We start from the raw sequence: 8,098 nt of genomic DNA on the forward strand, positions 1-8,098 counted from the left end.
TCCCCAGCCAGAAGCCGCCAGACCGCTCACCCAGCACAGCCACGATGGCTTCAGCCTTCTCGGCGGCTTCGATAGCCTCCCTGAAGCCGCTCCTGTCCTCCGTGAGGATCCCGCATCCTCTCGCGTAGTAGATCTCGGTGCCGCTGGGCGCGAGCCTTTTGATACCCTCAAGAACTGTCACGACCTCGACGGCCGGCGTATCTAAGCCCAGGTGGGCTGCGTAGTGGTAGTCGCCGAGCATGCAGAGCGGGTCGTCAGCGCAGGGTCCGACAACGGCTATCCTTCTCGCCTTCAGCGGCAGAATACCCCTGTTCTCCAGCAGGACTACCGACTTCCTCGCCGCTTCGCGCGCAAGCTTTCTCGCTTCAGGGTTGTCGAGAACGTCAGGAACGCTGCTCTCGTCGACGTAGGGGTTCTCAAAGAGGCCCAAGAGGGCCTTTACGCGGAGGACGCGGGCGGCAGCTTCATCAACCCTCTTCTCGGAGACCAAGCCCTCCCGCACCGCATCGATCAGCCTCCGGTAGCAGTCCGGGTGGGGCAGCTCTATGTCGACCCCAGCCTCCAGCGCTTTAATAGCAGCCTCCAAGTCGTCCCCCGCTACCCTGTGGTAGGTCTGAAGCTGCCTGACTCCAGTGCCGTCGGAGACGACAATACCCTCAAAACCCCACTCATCCCTAAGGATCCTACGAAGAAGCCAGCTGTTCGCGTGGCACGGGACCCCGTCGATCTCGTGGTACGCCGGCATAATCGCCGCTAAACCAGCCTCCTTCACGGCCGCCTCGAAGGGATACAGCACCGCCTCCCTGAACTCCCTCTCGCCCACTCGCACAGGTGCTGTGTTCCTGCCGCCCTCTGAGAAGCCGTGGCCAGCGAAGTGCTTCCCCGTCGCTAAAACGCCGTTCCGCAGGCTCCCCTGCACGCCCTTCACGTAGGCGACGCCGATAGCCGCAGCCAGGTAGGGATCCTCACCGTAGGTTTCCTCCGTCCTACCCCACCTCGGGTCCCAGCTGAGGTCAAGCACGGGGGCGAGAACGTGCCTGCAGCCCACGGCTAGAGCCTGCCTCCGGATCTCCTCCGCCACCCTCTGCACCAGCTCGGGGTCCCACGTGGCGGCTAGCGCGATCGCCTGCGGGAAGCAGGTTGCGGTTGGAGCCATGAGCCCGGCGAGCGACTCCTCGAATACGATCGCGGGGATCCTGAGCCTAGTCTCCTCAACGAGGAACCTCTGCACCTCGTTAACAAACCTAGCCGCCTCCTTCGGCGAGAAACCCAGCCGACTGCCGGAAACCCTCCTGATCCAGCCGATACCGTTCGAGAGGAGCCTCCTAGCCTTCTCGCGCGAGAAGGATCTACCCTCGACCAAATCCTCGACGGGGACGGAGAGCAGCTGCGCAACCTTCTCCTCCAGCGTCATCCGCGAGAGGAGATGTTCAACAGCCTTCGAGATTTCCAGTTGCGCCACTTGCTGATCGATTACGTAATGGTAAAAATGAATTGCTCAGCGCCCGCCTTTCTTAACGAGACGAACACCGTCAGAGCGGTAAATACCGGTACGATGGTTAAGATGATTAAGCGCCCGAGCATCAAGGTTTCCGCGTCTATTCATCAAATCAGTTCCGAGTCCGCCGACGAGCCTGTTTCTAACCCCACCCAACGTGTCATCCCTAGAAAATCCCGTCTAAGCTGTCAACTTCCTGAAAGCTGCATGTTACCAACTACGAATGGGGGGTCCACTCGGTAGCCTAGCTGAGCGATCACTAGGATCGCCTCTGAAATTACTAATCGATGTTACCGAAGGAGCTCGCAGGGCGTATGCTAGGTGAGTTTATTTAGCCTGCAAAACCCTCTTCTTCCAGTCAATGTAGTGTAGCAGATCATCGCGGATCGAGGTTAAGAAGTCCTTCGCGCACGCCTTGTGGTCTATCGTCCACTCGCCTGTTGCCGAGTGAGCCACAACCCTCACAGTCTCCCCCGGCTCCCTCGGGAGGAGGATCTTGGCCAGGTACATAGCCGCCCTCTCCGACCTGAAGCTGACTAGCGCCTCGATCTCGTCTATCCTCCCGTCCCTCCTCCTGACATCAACCCTCATGTAGATCGGACCCCAACCCACCGGCGGAGCCCTATGAACGAGGGATTGAACGTAGCGGGCGAACTCCTCCGCGTCGCCCGTTATCCTCAGGGGCACGTACGCTTCCGCCATATCCTGGTAGACCTTCACCTCGGCGGACTTCCTCAGCATGAGGCGGCTCGGTACTACTTTAAGCGCCGCTTCTCTAGCGGGCAGCACGCTCCCGATCACGGAGGGCAGCAGGGCGACTAGAACGCTCATCAGAGCTGGGCTGAAGGGCGAGGGTTTGACGGCTACGACTCTCACCGGAACGAGGCTCTGGAAGAACTGGCCAAGGATGAAGCCGGCAACTCCGCCGAGGATGCCGTAGCTGAGCCCTTCGATCAGCACGAGAGCTGAGACGTAGGCGGGGCTGGCTCCCAGCGCGCTGACGGTTGAGTACTCCTTCCCCCTCTCGTACATCGAGCCGAGCAGCGAGATCGCCACTACAGCGGCGGAAAGGAGGAGGACGATCATGAACTCCGGAACCGCTGTGGCTTGGACGAACTCACCCACGATCACAAGGCAGGATGTTGCAGACCCGTCAGCCTCGCAGACTCTGAACGATTCGTACACGTACGTGGTTATCTGGGCGCCGCCGGAGGTCGTCATGTTGCCGCTCCACACGTAGCTCATCCTGACGAGCTGATCCCTCAAACCTGCTGGAGGGTCACCCTCTAGCAGCAGCTTGTACACTTGCAGCCCGGGTGGAGCAAGCTCGAGCGGCACGATGATGATGCCTTGGGATTGCGCTTGCGGTAGCTCGAGAAGCGGAGTCCCGTCCAGAAGGACTGGGGGCTGGTCGTCACTGAAGATGCTCGCAACGGGGGTTGGGCGCCCCGCGACTCTGATCGTGGATCCGACGGTGACGTTCAACCTATCCGCTAGGCTCCGGGAGACAGCGGCTCCGCTCAAGCTGATGGCATCTGTAGCAACGATCGTAGCCAGCGCCCTCGACTCCCCGTGCAGCACAATGGAGAGCCCAGCTTTAACCGTGTAAACCCTCTTCACCCATCCAGCCTCCGTCAGCCACTTCACTTCGCCCGTTGTTAAGGGCACGTAGCTCTCCGTGACGATGTACTCGTTGGCCTGGTCAAGCCCCCTGAAGATGTACATCGTCGTTGTCACGTGCCTGCTCACGCTTAAACCCCTGAAGCTGGACTGGTAGGTTTCCTCTCTCGTTACGGTCGTCGAACCCAGCGCTAGGAAAGCCGTGGCTACAGCTGTTACGACAGCCACCGTCGCGATTGTTAAGATGGCCCTGAGCTTCCTCCTCCTCATGCTCCTGACGGAGTACCAGAAGAAGTCGCTCAGCGCCGTACCCTTCGCCCCAAGCACGAAGGCGCCTATGATCGCTAAGCCCAGCGTAGCAGTCAGCAGGGAGGTAATCATCGATGAGGGGGAAGCCCTCTGCAGCACGCTAGGATCGAGGTAGAGGAGAGCGAGCCTGGCGTACGGTACGAGAGCCACCTCTGCCAGGGAGAGGAGCCCGAAAACCGCTGCTGCTACAACCCCCTTCCTCCGCTCAAACAGGTTGCCCACGATGAGGGAGAGGAACAGCGTGAATGTCAGTAGGAACAGGAAGGAGGGAACGCTGTCCGCCTTAGCCTGGCTCAGAGAGTCGAGAGCCGATGCCGCTTTCGCCAACCCCCTCTCGAGCAGGGCTTGCCCGACTAGGAACTCGCCAGCCTTGAACGCATCCTCGCTCCCCTTAAGTGCGATGACGGCAAACTCCACGTCGCTCAGGTACGCTTCAGCGTCGAAGCCAACCTTTGAGAGAAGCCCCCTTTCGTTCGCCAGGTAGGACTCGAGGTTCTCCCGGAGCCCTCTCACAGCGAAGTAGGCGAGGCTGGCGTTTGGATCCCCGTACCGAACTGGGAATGTTGTGACGAGGCCACGCGCAAAACCGGGCCTTTGGGCCACCCCATAGCTCACAACCCTCGCTAACACCCTGCCCAGGCTCGACCTCTCATCGATATCAGCTGCCATCTGCACGTCGAAGCCCCTCGGGACGACGATAAGCAGCGTCCCATTCTCCTCGCTCAGGTTGTACCGCCACCTGACTGGTGCGTAGAGGGTAAGCCCTCCGATCGTTTGGTTCAAATTTATCGCGACAACCTGAGCCCTGCGCACTTCAACGTCTATCGTGAGCGCACCTCCCTCTTCGCGCGGTAGGACGTTCAAGTTGGCTGCAATACCCTCCCTTGTGGGTACTAGCCCTATGAAGCCCGTTTGAGGCCTGAACCAAAACCACAGCTCCCCACTGAACGTGGCCGCCGTCACTCCCCTGACTTCCACAACAGCGAAGCCCGGGGGTGTGACGATACGGCTTACGGTTAAGGGAACGCTCTCAACGTCAAGCCTGCAAACTCCGCCCTGGGGGACGCACTCGAGATCCCACGCTCGATCGTCGGATGTTAGCCTTAAACGGAGCGTAAGATCGTCGGGGATATCGCCCGTAACGCGGATGACGAGCTGCCGCTGCGGTTGGGCAAAAACTGTAGCTATGAGGGTGCATACCAAGAGCGCGACTACTGCTGCTTTAGACACAGGGGAAAAGGAATTGATGATTAATAAGCTTTCCTTATAAACTTCGTTACGTTACTCTACGCCCGCCCCTCCCGCGAGAGCTTTTCAACGAGCTCCTTTGCGTAGGCGAAGTTGATCTTACCCTCGCTGACCATTATCTCGACGACCCGATCGATGAGCTCCCCCGTTGCTCCGGCCATTATCGCCAGGTTCCTCGCGTGGAGCCTCATGTGACCCCTCTGGATGCCCTCGGTGGCGAGCGCTCTGAGCGCCGCGAAGTTCTGCGCTAGGCCTACAGCTCCCATGACTTCAGCCAGCTCCTTCGCGCTCTTCACGCCGAGGATCTTCAGCGCGATCCTAGCGACCGGGTGGGTCCTGATAGCTCCGCCTATGATGCCCACCGCCATCGGCATTTCCAGCGTTCCGACGAGGTTTCCGTCAGGATCCTTGTCCCAAACCGTCAAAGGCCTGTACCTACCGTCGCGCGCCGCGTAAGCGTGCGCTCCCGCTTCAATCGCCCTGTGGTCCTGAGCTGTCGCCAGCGCCACCGCGATTACACCGTTCATGATCCCCTTGTTGTGCGTCGCAGCCCTGTAGGGGTCGGACGCTGCGAAAGCCCAGGCATCGACGATCGCGTCGACCACCTCCTCGCCCCCGATGTCCTCCTTGTACACCTTCACCCAGGAACGGACCAGCCTCCTGTCGGCAAGGTTCGAGATGATCCTCAGGAGCGTTTTACCGCCCGTGATCCTTTCGATGAGGGGGGATACTTTCTCAGCCATCGTGTTGACCGCGTTAGCGCCCATCGCGTCCCTAACGTCCACCAGTAGGTGGACGATCAGCATCGGCCCGCGCGGCCCCTCGACGACTCTGGCTTCCACGTCCCTGGCTCCACCCCCCACCTGGACTAGCACGGGGTCGACCTCGTTCGCCTTCTCGATGATCTCCTGCTTGTGCTCGAGAACCAGCATGCGAGCGTAATGGGGGTTCTTCAAGCCGATCACCTGTATCTGCCCGATCATGATCGGCTCCGTGGCCACCGACTTGATCCCGCCGTCGCGGCGCATGACTCTAGCGGCGTTGCTCGCCGCTGCGACCACGCTGGGCTCCTCGATGACCATGGGGACGATGTAGTCCTTGCCGTTGATCAGGAAGTTGACAGCCACGGCGAAGGGGTAGCTCATCGCACCGATCACGTTCTCAATCATGCGGTCGGCGATCGCGGGGTCTAGGTTCCCGAAGTTTCTAAGAAGGTTCACCTCCTCCTCCGTTAAACCCGCAAACTCAGCCACGATTCTAAGCCTCTCCTCCATCGGCCTCTTGTAGAACTCGGGGATGCGTGAAGTCCTCTCCCCGCTCATGAGCAGCGCCTGAGACAGGGGCTTAAGAGGATTCCGGCTCCCGTCAAGCTAATCCAGGTGCAGGTCCCGCAGCCTCACGATCATCGTGCGCTCGAATACGGGGTTGGTGAGGCCGAGAACCTCAACCTCGAAGGGCATCTCGCCGTCCTCAGGCTCGAACTCCAGGTAACCGCTTACAACGCTCTGCCCGGGAGCCTCCAACTCCAGCGCCACACTCCTACCCTCGATCGCGATGTAGCGGGCGAGCGGCTCGCCCACGACTTCCAACCTACCGAGAGAGCTGAGCACCTTAAAGCCGGGCCTCAAGGGGCCTACCACTGCTCTCACGCGGGGCTCCCTCACGGCCTCGAGGACGATAGCGCGACCCCTCAGCCCCCACCTCAGGTTGCCGAGCACTTCAGGCGGCGCGCCCTGCAAATCCAACCGCACTCCGAAGGAGTAGACGATCCCTCCCTCGAAGCGCCTCGGGTAGAGCGTGGCCAACCATAGGGCTTCGCGCTCCCCCATTCTATCCGGCCAACGGGGCCAGCAGCCCGTCACAGCCACCCCCTCCCTCAGGCGGAGGAGAATCCCCACACCCTCCAACGGCTCGCCGAGCGTGACGTAAACTACCGCGCTCCTGTACGCGGGTGGATCCGCGTCTGCTTCAACGTGCACTTTCACGTGCTCACGCCACAAAATCACGCGCCAGGGTTGCCTCGGCTCCCAGGCAAAAAGGGTTTTTACCCGAAGGGTGGCAGCCGTGGTGCGGGAAATGAGCCTGAGGGAGGAGTTCTTCAAGGCGTACCTGGGCGCCCTCTGCCAGTTGAAATGCCTAACCCCGGGCCTCTCCAAGATCGCCTCGGAGGAGGCTGCTAGAGCAGTGCTGGAAAAGTTCGGACTGAAAGCGGAAGGTGGTTGGCGCAACTCCCTAGACAGGCTTTACGCTGCCTTCGGAGTGGAAGCGAGCGTTGAAGCGGAGGGTGAGGAGATCAGGGTGGTGGTGCGGCACCCATGCCCTCTATCGTGGCCCGGTTGCGAGAGCCTCTGCCCCCTTCCACACGTCTCCTCAGCTCACCTTTCCACCCTGGGGAGGTGGTTTCCGAAGAGAGTGGGTGCGGCCTTCGTGGAGGTTTCGCAGGAGGCTTGCCGATTCACCCTGGTTCAGCCGTTGAGGGTTATTGAGGGGGCGAACGGTTAAATACTTCGACGTGCCGCAACCGTCGATGAAGGTCTTCATAATGACCGATCTCGAGGGGGCCACTGGTGTCGCCGGGAGCTGGGAGGACATCAACCCGGGCGGCCGGATCCACGAGGAGGCTAGGAGGATGCTAACGGGGGACGTGAGGGCAGCGGTCGAGGGCGCGCTAAGAGGAGGGGCCAGCGAAGTCGTCGTCCTCGACGGTCATGGCGCCGCGTTCAGCATCATCCTCGAGGAGCTGCCCCCAGCTGCGAAGCTGATAAGGGGTCGGAGGATCCTCGAGATGGAGGGCCTCGACGGGAGCTTCGGTGCGGTGCTGGCGGTGGGCGCGCACGCGATGGCGGGAGCCCCGCTCGCCCTGCTATGCCACACTCTATCCCACTCCTCGATCGTCGAGATCCGCGTGAACGGGACTCCCGTTGGGGAAGTGGGCCTCTGGGCTTTTATCGCGGGGAGCTTTAACGTGCCGCTCGCGATGGTCGCCGGAGACGCGGCGGCAGTCGAGGAGGCGAAGAAGCTCCTGCCCGGGATTGAAGGGGTTGCAGTGAAGAGAGCGACGAGCATGTACGCGGCCGAGTGCCTCCACCCACAGGTATCCTGGAGGCTGATCCGGGAGGCAGCGGAGAGAGCTGTGAGGAAAGCAGCCGTGGGGGATTTGAAGCCGCTCAACCCGGGTGGGGAGGTTGAGGTGGAGGTTGTCTACCTGCTCCCAGCCGATGCGGATAGGGTTGCAAGGCGCCCCGGCGTCAAGCGCGTCGATGGGAGGACGGTCTCGTACAGGGGGAGAGACGTTCAGGAGTGCCTCAACGCCCTCCTATGAGGAGCGCTAGACCCACACCGACGGTTTGGGTCGCGAGGCCCCACTGCTTAAGCTGCGGGTTGTGCTGCAGGGAGACCGAGATGGTGCTCACGCCTAGCGAC

General features: G+C 61.2%; 6 protein-coding genes. 2 read left to right on the top strand and 4 right to left on the bottom strand.

The window, feature by feature from the left end:
• The 4 genes from QXF46_06095 to QXF46_06110 form a co-directional block, all read right to left on the bottom strand.
• Positions 1–1,462, bottom strand: a 1,462-nt coding sequence (locus tag QXF46_06095; protein MEM0226430.1) for a glycoside hydrolase family 3 protein, incomplete at its 3' end; no start/stop codon positions are given.
• A gap of 363 nt (positions 1,463–1,825) precedes the next feature.
• Positions 1,826–4,657 (bottom strand): ABC transporter permease, encoded by a 2,832-nt coding sequence (locus tag QXF46_06100; GenBank protein ID MEM0226431.1) that lies wholly within the window; start codon positions 4,655–4,657, stop codon positions 1,826–1,828.
• A 56-nt stretch (positions 4,658–4,713) separates the two neighbouring features.
• Positions 4,714–5,997, bottom strand: coding sequence for a hydroxymethylglutaryl-CoA reductase, degradative (locus QXF46_06105; protein ID MEM0226432.1), 1,284 nt, complete (start codon positions 5,995–5,997; stop codon positions 4,714–4,716).
• Positions 5,998–6,045: 48 nt separating this feature from the next.
• Positions 6,046–6,681, bottom strand: a complete 636-nt coding sequence (locus tag QXF46_06110) for a hypothetical protein (GenBank protein MEM0226433.1) — start codon at positions 6,679–6,681, stop codon at positions 6,046–6,048.
• 70 nt (positions 6,682–6,751) lie between these two features.
• Here QXF46_06110 and QXF46_06115 point away from each other — a divergent pair, with 70 nt between their 5' ends.
• Together QXF46_06115 and QXF46_06120 are read left to right on the top strand one after the other, a co-directional pair.
• The gene (locus tag QXF46_06115; GenBank protein MEM0226434.1) at positions 6,752–7,177 is read left to right on the top strand and encodes a hypothetical protein; all 426 of its coding nucleotides are present in this window, start codon (positions 6,752–6,754) and stop codon (positions 7,175–7,177) included.
• 25 nt (positions 7,178–7,202) lie between these two features.
• Entirely contained in the window at positions 7,203–7,997 is a 795-nt protein-coding gene (locus QXF46_06120) for a M55 family metallopeptidase (GenBank protein ID MEM0226435.1), read from the top strand.
• Positions 7,998–8,098: the final 101 nt, after the last annotated feature.

It is taken from the genome of Thermofilaceae archaeon (genome assembly GCA_038731975.1).
In the GTDB taxonomy this organism is placed as follows: domain Archaea; phylum Thermoproteota; class Thermoprotei; order Thermofilales; family Thermofilaceae; genus JANXEW01.

Coding starts and splice junctions, on each gene's coding strand:
- QXF46_06120 (MEM0226435.1), top strand. CDS start 7,203: ATGAAGGTCTTCATAATGACCGATCTCGAGGGGGCCACTGGTGTCGCC.
- QXF46_06115 (MEM0226434.1), top strand. CDS start 6,752: ATGAGCCTGAGGGAGGAGTTCTTCAAGGCGTACCTGGGCGCCCTCTGC.
- QXF46_06105 (MEM0226432.1), bottom strand. CDS start 5,997: ATGAGCGGGGAGAGGACTTCACGCATCCCCGAGTTCTACAAGAGGCCG.